20 protein-coding genes are annotated in these 21,273 nt (G+C 52.9%); 9 read left to right on the top strand and 11 right to left on the bottom strand.

Annotation, left to right across the window (positions count from 1 at the left end; genetic code table 11):
* Positions 1-22: 22 nt before the first annotated feature.
* The 5 genes from thrS to MMC1_RS01875 form a co-directional block, all read right to left on the bottom strand.
* Positions 23-1,969 (bottom strand): threonine--tRNA ligase, encoded by a 1,947-nt coding sequence (thrS, locus tag MMC1_RS01895; RefSeq protein WP_011712059.1) that lies wholly within the window; start codon positions 1,967-1,969, stop codon positions 23-25.
* 134 nt (positions 1,970-2,103) lie between these two features.
* A complete protein-coding gene (locus MMC1_RS01890) occupies positions 2,104-4,518 on the bottom strand; it encodes a tetratricopeptide repeat protein (protein WP_011712058.1) in 2,415 nt (804 codons plus the stop codon).
* Positions 4,502-5,509, bottom strand: a complete 1,008-nt coding sequence (locus tag MMC1_RS01885; protein ID WP_011712057.1) for a hypothetical protein — start codon at positions 5,507-5,509, stop codon at positions 4,502-4,504. The genes MMC1_RS01890 and MMC1_RS01885 overlap by 17 nt, the downstream gene beginning before the upstream one ends.
* A 136-nt stretch (positions 5,510-5,645) precedes the next feature.
* Complete coding sequence (glmM, locus tag MMC1_RS01880; RefSeq protein WP_049757786.1) at positions 5,646-7,040, bottom strand: phosphoglucosamine mutase; 1,395 nt, start codon at positions 7,038-7,040, stop codon at positions 5,646-5,648.
* A 159-nt stretch (positions 7,041-7,199) separates the two neighbouring features.
* Positions 7,200-7,724, bottom strand: coding sequence for a tRNA (cytidine(34)-2'-O)-methyltransferase (locus MMC1_RS01875; protein ID WP_011712055.1), 525 nt, complete (start codon positions 7,722-7,724; stop codon positions 7,200-7,202).
* 201 nt (positions 7,725-7,925) lie between these two features.
* On the opposite strand from MMC1_RS01875, the gene petA reads away from it, so the two are divergent.
* The 5 genes from petA (at position 7,926) to grxD (ending at position 11,506) form a co-directional block, all read left to right on the top strand.
* On the top strand, positions 7,926-8,462 hold the full coding sequence (petA, locus tag MMC1_RS01870) for a ubiquinol-cytochrome c reductase iron-sulfur subunit (RefSeq protein ID WP_011712054.1): 537 nt from the start codon (positions 7,926-7,928) through the stop codon (positions 8,460-8,462).
* A gap of 35 nt (positions 8,463-8,497) precedes the next feature.
* Entirely contained in the window at positions 8,498-9,703 is a 1,206-nt protein-coding gene (locus tag MMC1_RS01865) for a cytochrome b (RefSeq protein ID WP_011712053.1), read from the top strand.
* 19 nt (positions 9,704-9,722) lie between these two features.
* On the top strand, positions 9,723-10,556 hold the full coding sequence (locus tag MMC1_RS01860; RefSeq protein ID WP_011712052.1) for a cytochrome c1: 834 nt from the start codon (positions 9,723-9,725) through the stop codon (positions 10,554-10,556).
* A 346-nt stretch (positions 10,557-10,902) separates the two neighbouring features.
* Entirely contained in the window at positions 10,903-11,145 is a 243-nt protein-coding gene (locus tag MMC1_RS01855; protein WP_011712051.1) for a BolA family protein, read from the top strand.
* A gap of 31 nt (positions 11,146-11,176) precedes the next feature.
* Positions 11,177-11,506 (top strand): Grx4 family monothiol glutaredoxin, encoded by a 330-nt coding sequence (gene grxD, locus MMC1_RS01850; protein ID WP_011712050.1) that lies wholly within the window; start codon positions 11,177-11,179, stop codon positions 11,504-11,506.
* Between the two features lie 110 nt (positions 11,507-11,616).
* On the opposite strand, the gene MMC1_RS01845 is transcribed toward grxD, so the two are convergent.
* Positions 11,617-12,156, bottom strand: coding sequence for a DUF4124 domain-containing protein (locus MMC1_RS01845; protein WP_011712049.1), 540 nt, complete (start codon positions 12,154-12,156; stop codon positions 11,617-11,619).
* A 103-nt stretch (positions 12,157-12,259) separates the two neighbouring features.
* Positions 12,260-13,351, bottom strand: a complete 1,092-nt coding sequence (locus MMC1_RS19455; RefSeq protein ID WP_160162645.1) for a GTP pyrophosphokinase — start codon at positions 13,349-13,351, stop codon at positions 12,260-12,262.
* Between the two features lie 314 nt (positions 13,352-13,665).
* Here MMC1_RS19455 and MMC1_RS01835 point away from each other — a divergent pair, with 314 nt between their 5' ends.
* Positions 13,666-14,133, top strand: a complete 468-nt coding sequence (locus MMC1_RS01835; RefSeq protein WP_011712047.1) for a glycine zipper domain-containing protein — start codon at positions 13,666-13,668, stop codon at positions 14,131-14,133.
* A gap of 227 nt (positions 14,134-14,360) precedes the next feature.
* On the opposite strand, the gene MMC1_RS01830 is transcribed toward MMC1_RS01835, so the two are convergent.
* Positions 14,361-15,263: a Ppx/GppA phosphatase family protein gene (locus MMC1_RS01830; protein WP_011712046.1), complete on the bottom strand. Its 903-nt coding sequence runs from the start codon at positions 15,261-15,263 to the stop codon at positions 14,361-14,363.
* A gap of 407 nt (positions 15,264-15,670) precedes the next feature.
* On the opposite strand from MMC1_RS01830, the gene MMC1_RS01825 reads away from it, so the two are divergent.
* A complete protein-coding gene (locus MMC1_RS01825) occupies positions 15,671-16,267 on the top strand; it encodes a peptidylprolyl isomerase (protein WP_011712045.1) in 597 nt (198 codons plus the stop codon).
* A 176-nt stretch (positions 16,268-16,443) separates the two neighbouring features.
* Positions 16,444-17,046 carry a lytic transglycosylase domain-containing protein gene (locus MMC1_RS01820; protein WP_049757549.1) on the top strand — a complete coding sequence of 201 codons (603 nt, stop codon included), beginning with the start codon at positions 16,444-16,446 and terminating at the stop codon, positions 17,044-17,046.
* 170 nt (positions 17,047-17,216) lie between these two features.
* Here MMC1_RS01820 and MMC1_RS01815 read toward each other — a convergent pair whose 3' ends face one another.
* Positions 17,217-18,005 carry a dienelactone hydrolase family protein gene (locus MMC1_RS01815; protein WP_011712043.1) on the bottom strand — a complete coding sequence of 263 codons (789 nt, stop codon included), beginning with the start codon at positions 18,003-18,005 and terminating at the stop codon, positions 17,217-17,219.
* A 215-nt stretch (positions 18,006-18,220) separates the two neighbouring features.
* Between MMC1_RS01815 and MMC1_RS01810 the strand changes: the two genes are divergently transcribed.
* Positions 18,221-19,579 carry a TrpB-like pyridoxal phosphate-dependent enzyme gene (locus MMC1_RS01810; RefSeq protein WP_011712042.1) on the top strand — a complete coding sequence of 453 codons (1,359 nt, stop codon included), beginning with the start codon at positions 18,221-18,223 and terminating at the stop codon, positions 19,577-19,579.
* A gap of 185 nt (positions 19,580-19,764) precedes the next feature.
* Here MMC1_RS01810 and MMC1_RS01805 read toward each other — a convergent pair whose 3' ends face one another.
* A complete protein-coding gene (locus MMC1_RS01805; RefSeq protein ID WP_011712041.1) occupies positions 19,765-20,148 on the bottom strand; it encodes a hypothetical protein in 384 nt (127 codons plus the stop codon).
* A gap of 350 nt (positions 20,149-20,498) precedes the next feature.
* Positions 20,499-20,957 carry a helix-turn-helix domain-containing protein gene (locus tag MMC1_RS01800; RefSeq protein WP_143711325.1) on the bottom strand — a complete coding sequence of 153 codons (459 nt, stop codon included), beginning with the start codon at positions 20,955-20,957 and terminating at the stop codon, positions 20,499-20,501.
* Between the last annotated feature and the right edge of the window lie 316 nt (positions 20,958-21,273).

The raw sequence follows: 21,273 nt of genomic DNA, 5'->3' as shown, positions 1-21,273 counted from the left end.
CCACCCCGGTCTAAACCGTAAATTACGCCTCTTCCTGATCTTCCGAAGCAGAAAGGGCACGACTGGCGGCCTCCTCCACAAGACGCTCAACCACATCTTGTATAGGCAGACTACCCAAACTCTTGCCAGAGCGTAGACGAACGTTAACCGTCCCCTCTTCCCGCTCCTTATCCCCCACCACCAATAGGTAAGGTACCCTTTTTAGCGTATGTTCGCGAATTTTATAACCCACTTTTTCATTACGTAGGTCGATTTCTACCCGCAAGCCCGCTTTTTTCAACGCTGCCAACACCGTTTCAGCATAAGCATGCTGTGCATCGGTAATGCTACACACCACCGCCTGCACTGGAGCCAACCACATGGGAAACCACCCCGCATAGTGCTCCACCAAAATGCCAAAAAAGCGCTCCAACGAACCCATCAATGCCCGGTGGATCATAATGGGACGATGACTCTCGCCATCCTCGCCAATATAGCCCATATCAAACCGCTCAGGCAGATTAAAATCCAACTGCACCGTCGAACACTGCCACTTGCGCCCAATGGAGTCGGTTATCTTAACATCAATTTTAGGGCCATAAAACGCGCCACCGCCCTCATCTACCACATAGCTCAGATCCCGCGAGACAATGGCCCGCCGCAGCGCCTCAGTCGCTTTGTCCCAGATCGCCGCACTCCCCACCGACTTCTCCGGACGGGTGGAAAGGTTGATCTCAAAATCACTAAAGCCATAGGTGCGCAGAATATCCAGCGTCAAATCCAAAATCCGCTGAATCTCCTCCTCAATCTGCTGTTCTGTGCAGAAGATATGGGCATCGTCCTGGGTAAAACCCCGTACCCGAAACAGGCCATGCAACGCCCCAGACATCTCATAACGGTAGACCGTGCCCAACTCTCCCCAACGGAACGGTAGCTCACGATAGGAGTGCCGCCGATCCTTGTAAATCAGGATATGAAACGGGCAGTTCATGGGGCGAATCTGGTACGCCTGTTCATCGACCTCCATGGGCGAAAACATCGAATCCGAATAAAAATCGGTGTGCCCAGAAGTGTTCCACAACTGCCGATTGGCAATATGTGGCGTGTAGAGGAACTCATAACCCGCCTCGACATGGCGATCTTTCCAAAAATCCTCAATCACCCGGCGAATGCGCGAACCCCTGGGGTGCCAAAAAACCAAACCACCCCCCGCATCCTCCTGCACCGAGAAGAGATCCAGATCCTTGCCAATACGCCGATGATCCCGCTTCTCGGCCTCTTCCATCTGGGTCAGATAGGCCTTTAAATCAGCCTCTGTCGCCCAGGCGGTACCGTAGATGCGCTGCAACATTTTATTGCGAGAATCCCCACGCCAGTAGGCACCCCCCGCCTTCATCACCTTAAACGCCTTTAACTTACCGGTGCTGGGCACATGGGGCCCCCGACATAGATCGGTAAACTCACCCTGGCTATAAAGGGAGACATCCTCCCCCGCCGGGATCGCCCCAATAATCTCTGCCTTGTAGAGCTCGCCCATCGCCTGAAAATAGGCCACCGCTTCATCACGGGGCATCACCCGCCGCTCAACCTTTTCATTGCGCTTGGCCAACTTGCGCATGCAGTTTTCAATGGCGGTTAAATCATCCGGGGTAAAGGGTCGCTCATAATCAAAATCGTAATAAAACCCGTTTTCTATGGCAGGACCAATGGTCACTTGCGCTTGAGGAAACAAGGTTTTAACCGCCTGCGCCATCAAATGACTTGCAGAGTGGCGAATGATCTCCAAGCCCTCTGGGCTATCTTCCGTAATAATCGCCACCTGGGCACCATGGGGCACCGGCGCATCTAGATCCACCTTTTGCCCATTCACCACCCCGGCAATGGCCGCCTTCGCCAACCCTTTGCCAATGGAGGCCGCAATCTGACCACAGGTCAGCGTCTCTTGGTCATAGGAGCGGCTGCTGCCATCGGGAAGTATAATCTCAACCATGGTCCACCTGGATAAAATACGGCTTCCTGCACCAGTGCGGGAAGCCGCATGAGTAATCTAAAGCAAGAAAAGTTTAGAATGGTAACCCTTTTTCACCAAAACGTCAAGCCCAACTCAACCACGTTGGTGGATCATCAAGCCGCCACTTCCTCCCCATCCTTGACCTTGTGCAAAAATAGATCGGTATTGGCCTCCACCAAGCGGGCCGCCAGATTTTGCAACCCCGGCCTCTGCTCTGCCCATGGGGGGGGCGGGCTGTCGTGCTGCAACGCTGGCGCTTTAAAGATCTGCCCAATCTGCCCCTTCACAAACTGATCATCGGGCATGCCCGCATCTTTTGCCTCCCCAAGAACCGCCTGTCGCAACCTCTGCCAAGCCTCGGCCTCTCCCGCTGCGGCTTTTAGCCAATCTTTCACCAAACGCCCTGAGAGATGCCTTGCTACCTCCTGCAAACCCTCTTGCCGTGCTTCCACCGACACCCCCTCAGCCAACAGGAGGCGATCCAGTTGCATCGCCCACCGATTAAGGCTCTCGCCCTCCAACGGTTCCTCAGTAAGCCCATGTCGGCTGGCATAAAAGCTCACCACCGCCATACCGGCGTGCTGCTTTAGCATCCCTTGCAGATCCTGCTGACCCTGCTTTTTAAGGACAGGGATATGATCCTCGCTTATCCTCAACCGAAAATCGGCACGTACCAACACGCCCACCAGCGCCACAGGGTCCGACTCCTGCACCTGGGGTGGTGCCGCTACCCGTTGAACAGAACCATGGGACTGCTTAGGCTGGCTAAGATCCCTAGCAGCAGGCTGTTCCCCCCGTTCAAGCCGCGATAACAGACCCCGGGCAACATGATCCTCGCTTTCGATGTCCAGCACCTGCTCAAGAACCCACCTGGCCTCTTCCCGTTTGCCCTGCTGCATGTAGAGACGCCCCAGCTCCGTGCGGGGAGGGATATTGTTAGAATCCAACGCCATCGCCTCTTGCAGTACCTGCTCCGCCTCTTTCAGTTTACCCTGCTGCATGTAGAGACGCCCCAGCTCCGTGCGGGGAGGGATATTGTTAGAATCCAACGCCATCGCCTCTTGCAGTACCTGCTCCGCCTCTTCCAGTTTACCCTGCTGCATGTAGAGACGCCCCAGCTCCGTGCGAACATGGATATCGTTAGAATCCAAACCTATCACCTCTCGCAGCACCTGCTCCGCCTCTTCCAGTTTACCCTGCTGCATGTAGAGACGCCCCAGCTCCGTGCGGGGAGGGATATTGTTAGAATCCAACGCCATCGCCTCTCGCAGTATCTGCTCCGCCTCATCCTCTCGGCCCGGCTGCTTGAGCAGCAGTTGGCCAAGCTCTGTATAGTTTAGGCTGTTATCAGGAAACCGCCGTGTAGATTCCCAGAACACCCACTCTGCCCGCTCCCGCTTGCCCATGGCCACCAGCAGGCGACCCTGGAGGTTCCAATTAGCGGGATCCCAGGGGTCTATTTCCAACACTTGCTCAATCCATCGCTGGGCAAACGGGTAAGCCGGCGGACATTTGAGCAGTTTCTGGATGGTGAAATTTACCGCCCGCACAAAAAAGTAGCTCTCTGCTGTCTGTGCATAGTAGTGCTGATGCCGCTCCAGCAGCTTGTGCAACGGTTTCTCAACCTGGGGCCAAGCTTGGCGGTCATCTTCTATAGTCTTTAAAAGGGGTTGCAGTTCGTCCCTATAAGGAGTCTTATGAGGAGCATATAACGCGCTCGGCTTGGGTCTACTCTGGCTCCTATCGGGCGATTGTTTCCCTTCCCGCACGAGCGCTCGTAACCAAGCAATACGATCCGTAGGTACCTTTTCCCGGCTTTCTAAAGTCGCAATAATCGGTTGTATCAACTTTTCCCAACGGCTCGGCGTGCTGGGATAGAGCACTTTGATCATATAAAAGGTGTTTATAAACTGCTCTTTGCTGGAGGCGTTGGGCAGCCAAGCCACCAGCCCACCCACCCAAAGTGGCGCCTGTTCATTGATGGGTTTGGGGCAGTTGCGTAGACCACGAATGCCAATGTGTAGATAATATTCAGGAATGGAATACCCGGCCTTTTGACAGAGACCCATCCAAAAATTGGGCACGTTGGAGGCGAACTCACGCGAGCCCGCCATCACCCGCAGAAATTCCGCCAGTGCATCCCTGGAGGGGGCCAACTGTAGGGGTGTCAATCGCCCACGATAGGTGAAAAAATTATCCATAAGATGTTGTCGTAACTGGGGCAGTGGCAGCATGGTGGCGGCAACCATGATTTCAGCGATCCAATAGACATACCGGCTTAAACCAAACTGCTGGCGGGTGGGGCTATCCCACTCAACAAAACGGGGCAACCACTGCGTAAGGGTCTTATCCAACAAAGCAAAAGCGGCATGGTTATCGGGCAACTCCACATAGAGCTGCTTTAAGCTATCGGCTGGGTCCAACCGCTCAGAACCAGGGATACGACGGGCACCCGTGACGTAATGCTGCCAGCTCTCCAAGGGCGCCGCCATAAAGCTATTTAGCCACTCTTCAAGCCGTGGGTTCATCCAAACGCTCCTTAACCCGGATCTCTTCGCCCCAATCGTAACGCTCGGTTACCATGCGCACCCCATCCAAATGAGCATTACGCAGTTCCTCAACGGGGTGTTCAGGTCGTGGTGTCTCCAGTTGACCCAATTGTCGCACATGTGCCAATTGATAATCGACACGGGTGTGCAGCATCTCCACCTGTAACTGCTCTTCAGACGCCAGCGGCTGCAACGACATGGCCCGCCCATAGCTCAGGGTCGTTGCTCGCCGATCCACCGGGGCTGGAAAAAAATATTCCCACATATCGGCATCCAACACAGTGGGCGCAACAAATGGAGAGCTCAATTGGGTATACTTCGCAGCCTGCGTTTTGACATCCTGTACGGGATAGGCCATTAATGCCAGATAAATAGGCTTGCCAGGGGCACCCGAAAAGTGCGCCAGACCGAGCTGATCCCTTAGTGCCACCACCCAATCATCCCGCCGCAAATAGGATGCCATTTCATCCCCTATGGTGACAAAGGCAGGGCGGGCATCCCGTTTTTCGTTCCAGCGGGCGATCCAGCCTTTTAAAGCTCTCTCCGCCTCATTATCCTTGCGCTGCTGATAATCCTCCATTGCTTGGCGGAGGCGTGCAAAGGCGTCATCGGCGCTCTCTCCATTGCTTTCGGAGATCAACGCCAGCAGTTTATCCAGGCGCTCCACGCGTATGAGCATGACACCATCATCAAAAGGACCCAACAGGGCCGCTCGGTTGCTCGGTAAAAAGGTCGCTGGGGTAATGGCATCGCGCACATACTGCGCACAATAGCTGGCGTGTTGCGCGGCACACGACTGGTGCCCAACAGGGGCTTTACCCATATGCGCGAGATACTCGGCCGCGCGTGCCTTGTCAATACGCTCATCATGACGAAAATTGTGGCCACGGGCGACCTCAACCGGATCTGCATGGTCACAAAGGGCATCCACAAACTGGGTAAAGGTAGGATCGTTTTGATACCACACCATAGCAAAGACCTATTCTATATATGAAAAGTCATCTTGGTCATATCTAATATCGACAGCCCGCACAGATTACTGAAACGTACAGGAAAAATGAATTAAAAAAAGGCATCGGCCCCTCTCGGCAACCGATGCCCCTTGCTTACCCCTCGCCAAAGCCGTTGCTGGCGCGCTTAATGGCCTCACACACCCCACTGGCCAGCGCGGTAATGTGCGCCGTATCATCCCCCTCCACCATCACCCGCACCTTGGGCTCGGTGCCGGATTTACGCACCAAAATCCGCCCCCGCGTGCCCAACTGCGCCTCAGCCTCGGCAATGGCCGCCACCACCCGGCTGTCATCCATGGGATCACTGCCACGGGCTATGGTGACGTTCTGCAACACCTGGGGGACCCGCTGCATCACATTGGCAAGCTTGGAGAGCGGCTGGGCCTGGGTGGTCATCAACGCCAACACGCTCAAAGCCGAGATCAGACCATCACCGGTGGTGTTGTGGTCCAAAAAGATAAGGTGCCCCGATTGCTCACCCCCCAAATTAAAGCCATGCGCCAACATATGCTCCAGCACATAACGATCCCCCACCTTGGTGCGCGCCAACGTCAGCCCCTCCGCCGCCAAAGCCCGCTCCAAACCCAAATTGGACATCACTGTGGCCACCACCCCATCCCCGCGCAACACCCCCTTGCGCTTCATCTCCAGCGCCGACATGGCGAGGATCACATCCCCATCCAGGATCTCCCCCCGCTCATCGCAGATCACCACACGGTCGGCATCCCCATCAAAGGCAATGCCCACATCGGCCCGTACCTCCTGCACCCGCTTGACCATCTCTTGCGGATAGAGCGAGCCCACCCCATCGTTAATGTTGGTGCCGTTGGGATGATTGCCTAACGTAACCACCTCCGCCCCCAGCTCCCACAACACCGCCGGCGCAACCTTGTAGGCGGCACCATGGGCACAATCCACCACCACCCGCAGCCCATCCAGGCGTAAATCTTTAGGAAAGCTGGTCTTAGCAAACTCTATATAACGGCCCAAGGCATCATCAATACGGTGCGCCCGCCCCAAATGGTGGGGGGTGGGCATGGGCAGATCCTCGTCAGAGAGCAGCACCCGCTCAATCTCCAGCTCCAACTCGTCGGGTAGTTTCATGCCATTGGGTCCAAAAAACTTGATCCCATTATCGTGAAAGGGATTGTGCGAAGCCGAGATCATAATGCCAGCGTCGGCCCGCAAGGCCCGCGTTAAAAAGGCAATCGCCGGAGTTGGCAACGGCCCCACCTGAAGACAATGAATGCCCATAGAGGTCAAACCCGCCAGCAGGGCCGATTCAAACATATAGCCCGATAGACGGGTATCTTTGCCAATAATCACCGTGTGGCGCTTATCCCCCACACGAAACACATGCCCGGCAGCGCGACCCAGTTTAAGCACCAGATCCGGCGTCATGGGGTGAATGTTGGCCATCCCCCGTATACCATCCGTGCCAAAAAATTTACGTGTTTGTGTCACTTGCGGCTGGCTCTCGCTGGTCATGGTCTCTTCGCTCTTGATCGTGGAAAGAAAACAGAATATCGCCCGATTTTGCACCACATTATGATAAATCCCAATGGAATGCACCCCGCACCAAGTAACCAGCCATATTTTGGCCTGCCCGCCTTAACCCAGTCACGCCAGCAAGCGCCAATCTGAGCGCTAAGCCATCTCTGGATAATTTAACTGGCGTAACGCCTCATACAGCACCACCGCGACCGTATTGGCCAAATTTAAACTGCGGGCGCGGGGCAACATGGGCACCCGCACCGCATTGTGCCCCAAAGCTTGGTGGATCTCTGCGGGTAGTCCGCTACCCTCACTGCCAAACAGCAGACGATCCCCCGCTTGGTAGCGCATAGTGTGGTAACCTTGTGTGGCTTTGGTGCTAATGGGTATCCAACGCACCCCCAAGGGCTGCATGCGCAAGCAGTGAGCCCAATCATCATAACGTTGCACATCCACCCACTGCCGATAATCCATACCAGCCCGCTTTAAGGCCGCATTGTCCAGACGAAAGGCAATGGGCCCCACCAAGTGCAACATCGCCCCAGTCGCCGCACAAATACGCTGAATATTGCCTGTATTGGGGGGAATCTCTGGACGATAGAGAACCACATGCAGTAACGTGTCAGGTAATGTGGGTGCTGGAGCGCTTGCATCAGGCTGCTGGAAGATTTGGTTCATCTATGCACCTCATCATTTACATTTTAAATCTGGGGAATCAACTTGACGCATGGCGTCGTTTCTGCCATAGTACGCGGGTTTGAATATCATCATTTGTTTATATAGCATGCTCTCTCAAAGCGAAACGCTTCGTCGCTTTCGCTTTTTTACCCGGATTCTGTAAAGAGTCCAAGCGTCCAACCCCCTAACGGGAGGTCGATTGTGTCCACGGTTAACGAACACGATGAAAATCGCCGGGATTTCCTGATCATGGCAACAGGTGCAGTGGGTGCCGTAGGTGTCGCTGGGGCAGCGTGGCCCTTTATTGACTCCTGGTCGCCCTCTGCCGATGTGCTCTCACTCGCCACCACCGAAGTCAGTGTTGCTGCCATCGCTGAAGGCCAGATGATTACCACCATGTGGCAGGGCAAGCCTGTTTTCATTCTGCACCGCAACGCCGAGCAGATTGAAAGAGCAAAAACGGATGACAAGGCCACTGATCTGGTGGATCCGCAAGCAGATGCTGACCGGGTCAAGAAAGATGAGTGGCTTATTGTCCTGGCAATCTGCACACATTTAGGCTGTGTACCCCAGCCTATTGGCACCGGTGACTTTGGCGGTTTTCTCTGCCCTTGTCATGGCTCGCATTACGACACCTCTGGGCGTATCCGCAAAGGACCTGCCCCGCGTAACTTGGAGGTGCCCTACTACGAGTTCAAAGATGACGAAACTGTCATCATTGGCAAGGCGATGGGTTAACAGAGCCAACGGTTGACGTTTAAGGAGATTGTCACGTGTTCAAATCGTTAATGGGATGGGTGGATGAGCGTCTACCCATCAGCGAGTTTATGCGTACTCAAGCTGTTGAGTACCCAACGCCAAAAAACCTAAATTACTGGTGGAACTTTGGTTCCCTGGCGCTTTTGGTTCTTATTATCCAGTTGGCGACTGGTATCTTTTTGGTTATGCACTACAAGCCTGACGCCCTGTTGGCGTTTGACTCTGTTGAGCATATCATGCGGGATGTCAACTGGGGTTGGCTGCTGCGTTACATGCACGCCAACGGCGCTACATTCTTCTTTGTGGTGATCTACATCCATATTCTGCGTGGCATGTACTACGGTTCTTACCGGGCTCCTCGTGAGATCCTGTGGTGGATCGGTGTGATTATCTTCTTCCTGCTCATGGGCACCGGCTTTATCGGCTATGTGTTGGTGTGGGGGCAGATGTCCTACTGGGGTGCGGTGGTTATTACCAAGCTGATTACGGCCATTCCGCTTATCGGTGAAGGGCTGGTGGTCTGGGTGTGGGGTGGCTTTAGCGTGGGTGACCCCACCTTGAACCGCTTCTTCTCGCTGCACTATTTGCTGCCCTTTGTGTTGGTTGGCCTAGTGGTTCTGCACATCTGGGCGCTGCACGCTGTACACTCCAATAACCCTGACGGTATTGATCTGGAAGAGAAGGATACCATTCCTTTCCATCCCTACTTTACCATCAAGGACTTCTTTGGTTACGGCGTGGCATTGACCATTTACTGCTATTTTGTGTTCTTCGCGCCCAACGCTTTCTTGGAGCCGGATAACTATATCCCCGCCAACCCGATGCAGACCCCCCCGCATATTGTGCCTGAATGGTATTTCTTGCCCTTCTACGCCATTTTGCGCTCCATCGACTTCTTGGGTCCCTATTCCAAGTTGGCGGGTGTGGTGGCCATGGTAGCGGCGATTGCCATTCTGTTTGTTCTGCCCTTCCTGGATCGTTCACCGGTACGCTCGTTCCGCTACCGTGGTATCAGCAAAGGGCTGTTCTGGATCTTTGTGGTCGACTGTTTTGTACTGGGCTGGGTAGGCTTCAGCCCAGCGGATCGGATGGTCTTTGGTCTACCCATCGTCTATATCGGTCGTACGGCAACGGCGGTCTATTTCGGTTACTTCTTCTTGCTGTGGTTGGTTACGGCATTGAATATCGAAAAACCCAAACCAGTGCCCAAGAGCCTGTAAGTTAACGGAGGCAAATCGCATGAATCTCAAGAAAGCACTTGCACTCTCCGCTCTGGTTTTGGGTCTGGCTGTCGCACCCCAGATGGCCACTGCATCCGGTAATGCGGTGGAGCTGCCCAATGAAGAGTGGAGTCATCTCGGGCCTTTCGGTAAGTTTGACAAGGCTCAAATTAAACGCGGTATTCAGGTTGCGACGGAAGTGTGCATGGGTTGCCACTCCATCAAATATCTGAAGTTTGACCAACTTCGTCAGTTTGGTATCACTGAGGATGAGGTCAATAATATGGCGGGCAACTACAATGCCACCAAGTTGGACAAAATGCTCACGGGCTTAGCCCCTGAGGATGCAAAAGAGTCTTATGGCACCGTACCGCCAGATCTGTCGTTAATGACCAAAGCCCGTAAGGGTTATGAGAACTATCTCTACGGTATTTTGACCGGTTATCTGACCGATGATGAGGCTGCTAAGGTATCTGAAGCCAGTGAAGATGGTAATGTGACCGATGAAGAGGCCAAGCACTTGGCTGAAGTTCTGCACATGGATCCCCATAATCTGGAAGCCGTGCGTAAGGCTGTTACCCGCATCAATGGTGGGGACAACTTTAACAAGTATTTCGCCGGTCACTTTTTTGCCATGCCCAAGCCCATGGGGGCCAATCAGGTTGAGTATGCCGATGGCACCAAAGCAACCTTAGAGCAACAAGCTAAGGATGTGACTGCTTTCCTAGCTTGGGCTTCTGAGCCTAACCTAGAAAAGCGTAAAGCGACGGGTAAATATGTCATCCTCTATCTGCTGCTGCTCACCGGTATGCTCTATGCGGTTAAGCGTCGCATCTGGTCGCGCATTCACTAAGCGACCGGTTAGGTAAGTCATTTCAAAGGGCCCCTACACGCAGGTGTGGGGGTCTTTTGCTTTTATGGTCAAACGTGTGGCGCTTTCAACATACATTGGTGCTACTGGATACATCTGTAACCTAGGCTGCACGGCGAAGCTACCAGGATAGTGCTCTGTTCCAGCAGAGGCACCCCATTACCTTAGCGGCACCCTCTCTGCGACACACCCATCTATGGTAAGTTAGGATTGGGGTATCTGGGTTTTGCGGGGTAAAAATGGAGGGTGTTGGGAATTTTCTTTCTGTAATAGACTCTATAGCCCGTCTCTTGAGTGGCATTCACCTTACACCAGGTAGGTATGAACCATGGAAGTTGAAAACGTCAAAGCGCTTATTGAAGCAGGTTTATCCTGTGACTATATCCATGTTGATGGCGATGGCCGCCATTTTGAGGCAACCATTGTCAGCCCCGAGTTTTGTGCAGATGCCGGTATGGTGCAACAACATCAACGGGTTTACCGGGTTCTGGGTGAACATATGAAAGAGGCGATTCATGCGCTCTCCTTAAAAACCTATACCCCTGAAAAGTGGGCCCAGCAGAAGCGCTAAAACACCCTACAAATTAAAGGAAATTACATCCATGAGTGATATACAAGCGACCATTCAAGAGCACGTTAATAGCCACGCCGTGGTGCTCTATATGAAAGGTAATCCGAGTTTTCCCCAGTGTGGTTTTTCGGGGGCTGCCGCTAAAATGCTGGCTGCCTGCGATCTATCCAATGATGATTTTTTAGCGGTTGATGTGCTGATGAATCCAGACATTCGTGAGGGGATTAAGGCGTTTGCCAACTGGCCCACCATTCCCCAGCTCTATATCAAGGGACAGTTTGTCGGTGGTGCTGATATCATGCGGGAGATGTACCAGAGTGGTGATCTAAAAACCCAACTAGACGCCGCCCTGGGCCGTTAACAGCGCTCATATACGTAGGGGGGGGGAGTTCCCCCCCCTATCCATCGGCTACGCTGGCCAATCATAGCGAGTGGGCTGCTCCAGTGATGGCGAGCGCTTTTTAGGCTGGTTTATTGGCCGTTGGTGGCAAGGTTTTTCAGGGCTGGGACCGCATCGGGATAGCTCTTGAGCAGCATGCGGTAGTCATAGCTGTTTTGCAGGTAGCGGCTATCCCCCTCCTTTAAGGCTTTCACCATAAAGGGATCACTTAACAGTGCCCGCACGTGGGGATCTGCATTAAACTTGAGCATAGAGCGCAGTACCTCGGGCTCTTGCATCACCTGCTCACCCACATCGTGTAGCTGCTGGACCATCTGCTTTTTGACTGCTTGCTTGGCCTTTAACTGAGCATCCGCTGAACCATAAGTCGGTGGCTCGCCTCGCTCTTCCGGTGATCGCTTACGCAGCTTAGGTTCGCGCCGATGGACGACGGCGGGCTCGGTGAAGGTGCGGCTGTTGACCGCTTCATTTTTCTCACACGGTGAATTGCGCAGGGTAATGATACCTTGGGCATCGCGACAGCTATAGATATCTGCCTGGGCCAGCAGCGGGGTAAACACCAGCAGAGCCACCAACCAACCGATCTTTCGGTTTTTTTGCTTTGCGATCATGTTGCCTTGTCCCATTTTTTGCGCATTCATGTGCATGCCCTGGGTACGTAGCTACCCACAACCTTTGCACCTTATGGGCCTAACCGGGTAAGGTTTCTGCGGCTTACCAGGGTGCTAAGTCGCTATCATCCTCAAAGGGGGAACGGGCCAGCAAAGGACCAATCTCTGTGCGATCCAGACCATGCAGCAGATGCTCCGACTTTTCCGCCACCGCAGAGAGCGTATATCCCAGCATATAGATGGAGATCCCACGCCACAGTGCCGAGAACTCTTTATCCCCTTGACGATCAAAAATTTGCTTGGCAATACCCAAAATGGTTTTGCGCTGGATGCGTAGCTCATTTTCTAATGCGGTGATGGTACCTAAATTAAGATAAGAAAGGTGGGTCGCCACTTCATCAATAAAGTCGCCATTGTCCTCTAGTGAGACATTGATGATGGCGGCCAGACGGGCATCCATCTCTCGCACCAAGGCATTTTCTTGAATAAAGCGGGTTAGGGAGTCGTTACCAATGGGATCACGTCGCATGTCCGAGGGCACGGGATTGTCATGCCCTTTATTGCTCTGCTCAAGCATACGCTGGCGGTAAGGTTTGAGAAAGCGGTGGGTTTCATTAAACTCCTGATCCGCCAACTCCAACATACCGGCAATGCGTGAAAACTGGCGGCGGCGCTCCTTGGGAAAGGTATCACGACTGGTATAACCCATGCGGGTTTCAATCTCTGCCCAAGCGTGTTGTAGCAGACTACGAACCTGGATTTCCGCCGTACACCCAACAAAGCGTTTATACTCGATCAGCTTTAAGCGGTTATCCAATAAGCCCACATTATAGTAACGGGAACGGTAACCCCATCGCTCGGGGTCCAACGCCTCACCGCGATCAAGAATGTGGGCTTCATTAATCTTAAACTCTTTGCGAATCACCTCGGCGACCTGCTCGACTTCCTCTTCAAAGAAAGTGACGATGCGGATGCCAACCAGATCCTGAACCTCTTCCATGCGGGTATATTTACTGCCGGGACGGGTCACTTTACGACGCAGGCTCTCCCGCTCTTTCACACGTCCCGTGATGGAGAAGACGTTGGGTCCATTCTCCTTGAGGAACTCTGTCAACAGAGTAACCTGGCGGTTTCTGAAATCGTCATAGAGCGCACGACGTTCGTCATAGCGTTCCATGATTTGTTCCACGGTCATGTCGTCCACACTGTCCATCGCCACTACCCACCCGGTCAACTAGGCTTTTCAGAGTTTGTTGCTGCACAAAGGCCGGATCATTTTGCTTACGTGGCAGGTGCTGAATAAAAAACCGCACTAACCCTTTCCTACCCGACCCTGCCCCATGTTAAGATTGGACATAGCGCCCATCGGGTCATCTTCGGGTATCCGTGGGACAATGGGAAGTGAAATTCGGCTGTTGCGCCATGGTTTGGGTTAATTTTTTACAAAGCTTTTGTACGCCAACGGTCAGCAAGCCTCGTTGATGAAGCATGCGGAAAAGGATTACGTCGATGAAAAGCGGTAGCGGTACCTTTAAATGGATGGTTATCTCGGTCGCAGCGCTGTTTTTATTAAGTGGCTGTGCCGCCCCACAGAACAAGGCCCAAGGCGGTGCTATGGTGGGTGCCCTAGGTGGCGGTCTGGCCGGTAGCCTGATGGGAAACAGCAAGCATAAAGAGCGTAATGCACTCATTGGTGCCGCTCTGGGCGGGTTGCTGGGCTACAGCATTGGTAACGAGATGGATAAAGCCGATCTCTTAAAGCTTAATAATGCTTATGAGTCCACCCCCTCTTATCAGACCACCGATTGGGTCAACCCTGACAGTGGCCGCAAATATGAAGTCACCCCTAAGCCCGCTGCGCGTACGGCTGGCCGTGTCTGTCGTGATGCAGAGATTAAGGTGTGGATTGATGGCCGTCCCGAGACAGCCATTCAGCGGGCCTGTCGTAACCCTGATGGGACATGGCAAATGATCTAAACCACCGGTGGCGTGCGTTCTGCCCGTGGAGCATGGGAGCCTGGGCTTGCTGGGGAAGATGCGCAAAACCCGCATCGGTGCAGGGGTTGCACGCAAGCCATGCACCGGGGCTTGGGGATGCGGTAGGGCTGAGTTTTTTAAGCGACCACTGCGCGTTGCGGGATTTAAGAGAGATACCGTAGCGCGTGGTGGAGCAAACCGCGCTCTTTTCGAGGCAAGCCAAACCGCTAACTGATGATGCGCCCCCCCTGCCCTTCGACATGGCGGCGGTAGAGATAGTGCACCATACCATCGGAGAGGCCAAATTGAGGCACGATGATTTTTTTGATTTTGGCCCACTTCATCGTGCTTAAAAAAATCTCACCAGCCGGCACAATGACATCGGCCCGGTCGGGACGCATGCCCAATTCGCGCATGCGCTGTTCATTGGTCATGCCCCTGAGTGTTTTAAGCAGTTTGCTGATCTCATCGCGCTGCATCTGTTTGGCCTGTTTATCCCCCCCCATACGCACCAATTTATTGATGTTGCCCCCTGAACCAATGGCGGTAAGATGAGGATAGGGCGCAGCTTTAACCTTGATCCAACGCTTCATCTCGCTCCAAATTTCACTGTCTACCAAATTTTCTTTAATACGCACCGTACCGATGGGAAAAGAGGTCGCCTCTACTTGGCGCCCTTTGGCCAACAGGGTCAGCTCGGTGGAGCCCCCCCCCACATCAATAAATAGAAAATGGTCTTGGTCAAAGCTGCCATCCGCCCGGTTAAGGGCGATCAGTTCGGCTTCCCGTTGGCCCTCAATAATCTCAATATTAATGTTGGCTTCGCGGCTAACCCGCATCACCACTTCGTGGCCATTACGGGCGGTGCGCAAGGCAGAAGTAGCACAGGCAAGCATATCCAGCGGTTGAAAAAAATCGATTAATTTACGAAAGGCCTGCATCACCACAACAAATTGCTGTTCGGTTTCGGGGGTAATCTCTCCCCGCACAAAGGCATCCGCCCCCAAACGTAAGGGTACGCGGTAGAGGTCATCCTTGCGCACAATGGGCATCGCTTGGCCCGTCTCATAGACGTGCGCAATAAACAGACGAACGGCATTCGAGCCGATATCAATGGCAGCAAATTTCACGGCAGGTAGGTCTCTATGGGCCTGTTCACACAGTTGGTGAGGTTAGAATGAAGGCGTTTTATGCTCTCTTTTAGCATCAGGCATCGCACCAAAGACACGCGCTCAAGCCAATGCTTTACATGGACATGCCGCTCTGCTGTTATCCATGATGTCTGCGTGAAGGGTGCCCCGCTGGCTCTCAAAGCCCATTGACCAACGATAAACAAGTTCAGAGCGCTTAACCTGTTTGCGGCGGAGTTTACGAGATTTCCCCTGCACTGTGAAGGATAACGACCCGATGAGGTATCTTTTCACACAGCTGTCACATGGCAACAAGACTTGGAGCGCACCAAAAATTAGGCTATAGTGCCAGATCTTTGAGGCAGCTTTGCAGCGGCTTCATCTCACTTTTTTCGTAAGGATCGTCCATGTTTTTTACTCGATTCTTCCAACCTTCGGCATGGTGGATGACGCTGGGACTGCTGTTAGTCGTCACCTCTCCAACCATGGCGGGTGCGCAAGGCAAAGGAGCCAACCCGGTGATTGTAAAGCTTTCTACCTCTATGGGCGACATCAAACTACAGTTGGATGCCGAAAAAGCCCCCATTAGCACTGAAAACTTTCTCAGCTATGTGAAAAAGGGCCACTATGACGGCACCATCTTTCACCGTGTCATTCCCGGCTTTATGGTGCAGGGTGGTGGCATGGATGCCAATATGAAAGAGAAATCCACCGATGCCCCCATTAAAAACGAGGCCGATAATGGTTTAGTCAATAAGCGCGGTAGCGTCGCTATGGCCCGCACGCAGGTTGTTGACAGCGCCACCAGCCAGTTTTTTATCAACGTCAACAACAACGATTTCCTCAACCATGGTGGCCGTGATTTTGGCTATGCGGTGTTTGGTGAGGTGATTGAAGGCATGGATGTGGTGGATCAAATCACGGCGCAGCCCACAGGCAACAAGGGCTACCACCAAGATGTTCCCACCACCCCCATTACCATTAATAGCGCCACGCAGGAGTAATCTCCATCGCGGGGTGGATTGTTTGCTTAAAGGTTTGCTAAAATCTGCTAGAGTGGTAGGCTAGATCGGTTTTTTGGTATCTAGCCTACCCATTTTGGTGCCAAGGATGGTCACTTAGAGAGACGGAACTCGGTTCAGCGGCCACGGTTTATTCGCAAGAGGATATGACCAGACCCATGAAGCCTCTTTTCATCCTTGCCTTGCTCGGGCTGCTATGCGCGGTTCCACCCCCAGCCGCTGCGGATATCTATGCCTTTATTGATGCCGATGGGGTCATCCATCTCTCTAACCGTGCCAATGATCCCCGCTACCGACGTCTCATGCGCATCAACAGCCAGGGCCGTCGCCTCGCACTGCCCCAATATGCCAGCGTACCCAGCCGGGGTGGGGATGCCAAACGCTATGAACAGACCATCCATAACATCGCCAAACGGTTCGATTTGGATGCCGGATTGGTCAAAGCGGTCATCCAGGCTGAATCGGGCTTTGACCCCAACGTGGTCTCCCACAAAGGGGCCGTGGGGCTTATGCAATTAATGCCACAAACCGCCCGTATTTATGGGGTTTCCGACCGTACAGATCCTCACGAAAACATTCTAGCTGGTAGCCAGCATCTGCGTTATCTCTTGGATAAATATAAAAATAATATTAAACTCACGTTGGCGGCTTACAATGCTGGTGAGGGGGCTGTGGAACGTTACGGTAATCGTATTCCACCCTTTCGTGAAACCCAAAACTATGTGCGTAAGGTGCTGGCCTTTTACCGCGAATTTCGTTAATACCCACGCTTAGCCAGCGCTCTTCATTGACACCCTCAACCCCTTCATTCAGCGCCTCGTTTAGGCCATTAAACATTTCACGCGCTTTTGCCTCTAAGTCCGCTCGGTTTCAAAAAACAGGGGGCTTGTGCAAGCACAAGCCCCCTGTTTCCCACACGTAGAGCCCCACATTAGGGCCAGAACAGCTCATCTAAAAAATGGGTGAACGCTGCCCACGAGCGGTGGTCCGCCTTGGCATCATATTTCACCGTGGGCATCCAGCTACCATCGGCAGCGGGATTGGTAAAACTGTGTACCGCTCCACCGTAGCGTAACAGTTGCCAATCCGCCCCGGCCTCATTCAAACCTATCCGAAAGGCCTCCAGCCGCTCTAGGGGCACAAAGGTATCGGCATCCCCATGGGCCACAAAGATTTTGGCCTTAATTTTGGCATAATCCTTTTTCTCCGCAGGGGGTAAAGGACCGTGGAACGAGGCCACCCCCAGCAGATCGGAGCCACCATAGGCCATCTGCATGACGGTCCCCCCGCCAAAACAGTAACCCACCGCCGCCAAACGGGTTGTGTCTACCTGTGGCGCGGCCTTGAGCTGCTCCAAGGCCAAATCCGCCCGTCGACGCCACCCTTCCACATTGGCGGTCACTTGCTGCATCCACCCCTTCGCCTCTTTGGCGTGCTCGGTCACATGACCCTCACCATACATATCCGCTGCAAAGGCGATATAGCCCATACGAGCCAATTGTCGGGCGCGGCTTTTGGCATAGCTATTAAGACCCCACCACTCATGCACCACCAAAACCCCTGGCCGCTTGCCACTAAAGGCATCATCCCACACCAAATAACCAGCTAGTCCCGTATCGCCGTCTTTATAAGGCACCTCTTGCTCCTGTACCACCGCCCAAGCGGGCACCGACCACAGTAATGCTAAGGCGACTCCCATCCATTTTGCATAGGTGCGCATCACAATCTCCCTTGTTAAAATAGACCCTGGTTAACAGCTTACTCTGCCTGCCAATCCCACACAATACATGTGTGTTACCCTTATGCACTTGCAGCACTCTGCTATTCTCTTTAAATTGCCAAGATACGCATTTTTTCAAGCGAGACCATCTTGTTAGGGTTACCTTACCCTAGCCGATCTTCGCTGTTGTTCAGTCCAGCAAAAGGGATAGGCCGATGCAAACCAAAATTCTGCTCGACGAGTCAGAGATGCCCACCCAATGGTATAATGTAACCGCAGATATGCCTAACCGTCCGCCACCACCTTTAGGTCCTGATGGCAAGCCGGTAACCCCTGAAATGATGGGGATGATTTTTCCACCGGATATTCTGCAACAGGAGATGTCTACCGAACGCTGGATTGATATCCCCGATGAAGTGCGCCAAATTTTATCCCTGTGGCGCCCCTCCCCCCTCTACCGAGCCCATCGGTTGGAACAGGCCTTAGCCACCCCTGCTAAAATTTATTACAAGTATGAAGGGGTCAGCCCGGCGGGTTCCCATAAGCCCAATAGTGCCGTACCCCAGGCCTATTATAACAAAAAGGCCGGGATTAAACGGTTAACCACCGAGACCGGCGCCGGTCAGTGGGGCAGCTCCATCGCCTTTGCGGGGCAGATGTTTGGCCTTGAGGTCGAGGTCTATATGGTCAAGGTGAGCTATCACCAAAAACCCTTCCGTCGCTCGATGATGGAGACTTGGGGCGCACAGGTTTTTGCCAGCCCCTCCGATCGTACCGCGTCGGGGCGTAAAATTTTGGCTCAAGATCCCGATAGCCCAGGCTCGTTGGGCATCGCTATCTCAGAAGCCGTTGAGTTAGCCATGCAGGACCCCCACACCAACTATTCGTTGGGTTCGGTTCTCAACCATGTCTGCTTGCACCAAACCATTATCGGCCTAGAGGCCAAAAAGCAGTTCGCTAAGGCGGGTGATTACCCGGATGTGGTAATCGGTTGTTGTGGTGGCGGCTCTAATTTTGCGGGCACAGCCTTTCCTTTCCTGGCCGACAAAGCCGCGGGTAAAGCGTTACGTCTACTGGCCATGGAACCCAGCTCGTGCCCCACTCTGACCCGTGGTCATTTTGCTTATGACTATGGTGACGTGGCCGGTTTAACCCCCATGATGATGCAGTATACCCTGGGCCATGACTTTACCCCGCCAGGTATTCATGCCGGTGGGTTACGCTACCATGGGGATTCTAGCCAGCTCTCTCAACTGGTGCATGACAAAATTATTGAGGCCCGTTCTGTCAACCAGTTGGACACCTTCCGTGCGGGTGTTACCTTTGCTCAGGCCGAGGGCATTATCCCTGCGCCCGAATCCAACCATGCCATTCGTGGCGCCATCGAAGAGGCTTTGCGCTGTAAAGAAGAGGGCAAGCAAGAGACCATCTTCTTTACCCTCTCCGGCCATGGCCATTTTGACATGACCTCCTATGACCGCTTTTTTGCCGGTGAATTGGAGGATTATCCCTACCCTCAAAGTGCCATCGAAGCGGCACTTAAACATCTGCCCGACCCAACCAAAATGGGTTGATGTCATCGCAGGGGCCTGCCTACGCGGGCAGGCTCCTTGTTTCATATATCTTAATTGAGTGTGTTAATTACTCATTTGACCGTTATCTTTTTTGTTCCGTTTTCGACACCCTACCCTTTTTTTATGCCCTATCCCTGCTGGGTTTTCTTGTTTACCTTATTTATTAGGTTTAAACCACTAAGGGCTCAACGGATGGGCTGGCTTAGGTATTGTGTCATTTCGTGAAACTGCTGGCGATCAATATCCTGTACCCGGTAAAAACCCCAACGCCGTTTGAGATCCACCCAAACCTTTTGATGCCCTATACTTTGCTGCACGGCATACTCCTTGATTAAAGCTTTAAGCAACAGCTCTTGATAGGGACTAATGGGCTGATGCATATACCAAAACCAACCACTACCCAGCAGCAGAATGAGCCCACAGAGAGTACCGATTAAGCCCTTTTTTTGACGGCTGTTCCAGCCATCTTCTACTCGCTTGACGGGCAGAGCATCTGTTTTGCTAGCAGAACGGTGCTTACTTAGCAATTTTTGTATGGTCTGCTCGGCTTGGTTTGCAGAATGACTCATGATAATCTCCATGGTTTATGGGCGTAGCGCCAATGTGGGGGACCGTGTTCACGGGCAAATATATGCAATCTCACCGACCTGTTGTTTGCGGCTTACTAGCAATCATCGGCATATAGCCTCAAAATGTTTAGGCACTCTACCTATATGAGATTTTTTTGAAACGGTGGGCTGGTACACTTGCCACGCTTGGCTAAAACGCTATTCTTTGCAATATTGGTGGCTTACTTAAGCTACTGTAAGTTCGTTACCACACCTTCAGAAACCAGATAAAAAAAAACCGCTTCAAGCGCGTTCTCTACCTTTGAGCACGCTTGCAACGGCTGTTAAATTGGTTTTATTTTATAAGCGCGTTAACCGGCCAATCGCATCAACGCTTGCACATGCGGTAGCTGAATAACATTGCCTGCGGTTGTGGGCTTGTCAGGCTGGTGCGCCTGTTCGCGCTGCACCAACTCATACACGGCTTTAATCAACTGCACTTTATCTTTGGCATTGCCAATGGTAATACCCTCGCCCAATAAGAAGTGCTCAACTTCATAGATTACTGAAAATAATAGATCTTCATCCAGAGAATCCAGATAGCTATCCCCTGAACGGCGCTCCATAGGCCCCACCCCGGTGAGTATCCAAGCGGGATCTAAACCCGACACCTTGGCAATATCTTTAATGGTGGATGCGGTAGGTTCGGTCGCACCTTGCAAATAATTACCCCATGTGCGACGGGAAACATCTACCTTTAAGGCGATGGCATCGGGACCACCAGCCCGTTCAGCAGCCTTTCTAAGCCGCTCAATCAGGCCACGATCCATTTGCCGTTTCTCCTTTTGACCAACCATTGCAACCCCCATAACAATTTTTTGCTTGATTCGGTGCAGGGAATAATGCAATTATTTTCCTGCTGCCTGCTCACGGCTGAGTGTTTATGTGCAGCCCCATGGTGTAGTGTAAAATCAAGAATTATAGGTCGCTTAGCGCGGTAATTTCTAGATTTTTAGGCAGCTTATCGCCACAACAAACCTGGGTTTCGGTCGTAGTTTACCACGCTAGGAACGTAAAGCCGCGCGAAAAAATGGCATGATACCGCCTTTCTTCCTTCGACAAATCACCAACCTAAAGCAGGGGAGT

Source organism: Magnetococcus marinus MC-1 (genome assembly GCF_000014865.1).
Classification (GTDB): domain Bacteria; phylum Pseudomonadota; class Magnetococcia; order Magnetococcales; family Magnetococcaceae; genus Magnetococcus; species Magnetococcus marinus.
Note: the sequence above shows the minus strand (reverse complement) of the source record. Positions and strands in the feature narration are given on the sequence as shown.

Excerpts from the sequence above, each read along its gene's own strand:
- MMC1_RS01810 (WP_011712042.1), top strand. The coding sequence starts at position 18,221 with ATGCAAACCAAAATTCTGCTCGACGAGTCAGAGATGCCCACCCAATGG.
- MMC1_RS01805 (WP_011712041.1), bottom strand. The coding sequence starts at position 20,148 with ATGAGTCATTCTGCAAACCAAGCCGAGCAGACCATACAAAAATTGCTA.
- MMC1_RS01890 (WP_011712058.1), bottom strand. The coding sequence starts at position 4,518 with ATGAACCCACGGCTTGAAGAGTGGCTAAATAGCTTTATGGCGGCGCCC.
- MMC1_RS01855 (WP_011712051.1), top strand. The coding sequence starts at position 10,903 with ATGGAAGTTGAAAACGTCAAAGCGCTTATTGAAGCAGGTTTATCCTGT.
- MMC1_RS01825 (WP_011712045.1), top strand. The coding sequence starts at position 15,671 with ATGTTTTTTACTCGATTCTTCCAACCTTCGGCATGGTGGATGACGCTG.
- thrS (WP_011712059.1), bottom strand. The coding sequence starts at position 1,969 with ATGGTTGAGATTATACTTCCCGATGGCAGCAGCCGCTCCTATGACCAA.
- MMC1_RS01845 (WP_011712049.1), bottom strand. The coding sequence starts at position 12,156 with ATGATCGCAAAGCAAAAAAACCGAAAGATCGGTTGGTTGGTGGCTCTG.
- MMC1_RS01820 (WP_049757549.1), top strand. The coding sequence starts at position 16,444 with ATGAAGCCTCTTTTCATCCTTGCCTTGCTCGGGCTGCTATGCGCGGTT.
- MMC1_RS01835 (WP_011712047.1), top strand. The coding sequence starts at position 13,666 with ATGAAAAGCGGTAGCGGTACCTTTAAATGGATGGTTATCTCGGTCGCA.
- MMC1_RS01800 (WP_143711325.1), bottom strand. The coding sequence starts at position 20,957 with ATGGATCGTGGCCTGATTGAGCGGCTTAGAAAGGCTGCTGAACGGGCT.
- MMC1_RS01885 (WP_011712057.1), bottom strand. The coding sequence starts at position 5,509 with ATGGTGTGGTATCAAAACGATCCTACCTTTACCCAGTTTGTGGATGCC.
- MMC1_RS01815 (WP_011712043.1), bottom strand. The coding sequence starts at position 18,005 with ATGCGCACCTATGCAAAATGGATGGGAGTCGCCTTAGCATTACTGTGG.
- grxD (WP_011712050.1), top strand. The coding sequence starts at position 11,177 with ATGAGTGATATACAAGCGACCATTCAAGAGCACGTTAATAGCCACGCC.
- glmM (WP_049757786.1), bottom strand. The coding sequence starts at position 7,040 with ATGACCAGCGAGAGCCAGCCGCAAGTGACACAAACACGTAAATTTTTT.
- MMC1_RS19455 (WP_160162645.1), bottom strand. The coding sequence starts at position 13,351 with ATGACCGTGGAACAAATCATGGAACGCTATGACGAACGTCGTGCGCTC.
- MMC1_RS01875 (WP_011712055.1), bottom strand. The coding sequence starts at position 7,724 with ATGAACCAAATCTTCCAGCAGCCTGATGCAAGCGCTCCAGCACCCACA.
- MMC1_RS01860 (WP_011712052.1), top strand. The coding sequence starts at position 9,723 with ATGAATCTCAAGAAAGCACTTGCACTCTCCGCTCTGGTTTTGGGTCTG.